This is a genomic window from Cellulomonas citrea (genome assembly GCF_009829685.1).
Lineage (GTDB): Bacteria > Actinomycetota > Actinomycetes > Actinomycetales > Cellulomonadaceae > Cellulomonas > Cellulomonas citrea.
The window spans coordinates 1-506 of the sequence record NZ_VWSD01000421.1 but is presented as its reverse complement, the minus strand read 5'-3'; the positions used below and the strand labels follow the sequence as shown (position 1 = coordinate 506).

The 506-nt window shown below is 54.2% G+C and carries 1 protein-coding gene; it reads left to right on the top strand.

Annotated features, from left to right (window positions below):
* The coding region (locus tag F2B26_RS17055; protein WP_159811278.1) for an Lrp/AsnC family transcriptional regulator at positions 1–422 on the top strand (422 nt) is incomplete at its 5' end.
* Positions 423–506: the final 84 nt, after the last annotated feature.

Here is a 506-nt window from a genome sequence, read left to right as displayed (position 1 = left end):
CGGAGCGGATCAACCTTTCCCCGTCACCATGCCTTCGGCGCGTCAGGGCGATGGAGGAATCCGGGTTGATCGCAGGTTACACGACCATCATTGATCAAAGTAAGCTCGGCAAACCCGTTACGCTGTTCGTTCGCGTCAAGCTGGAACGGCATAACCGCACAGGCGTCGCGGATATCGAACGCGGGGTGCAGAACTCGGAAAATGTACTCGCATGCTACCTCATCAGCGGAGAGTACGACTATCTGCTGCACATCATAATGGATGATCTCGAATCCTACGAGGAGTTCGTCCGCACTGAACTGCACAATCTTGCCGGCGTTTCCGGAATCGATAGCGGATTCGCCTATGGCTGCGTAAAACAGCCAACCGGCGTCTATGTAAACGGCAATTTGCAGCCGCGAACAATGCGCAAAGCTCTTTAGGTAAACCGCATAAATTCGCCTATCCTTAAATGGGGCGACGGCTATTCGCTCTCGCATGGGCCCTGGAAATCTGAAGTCGACGGA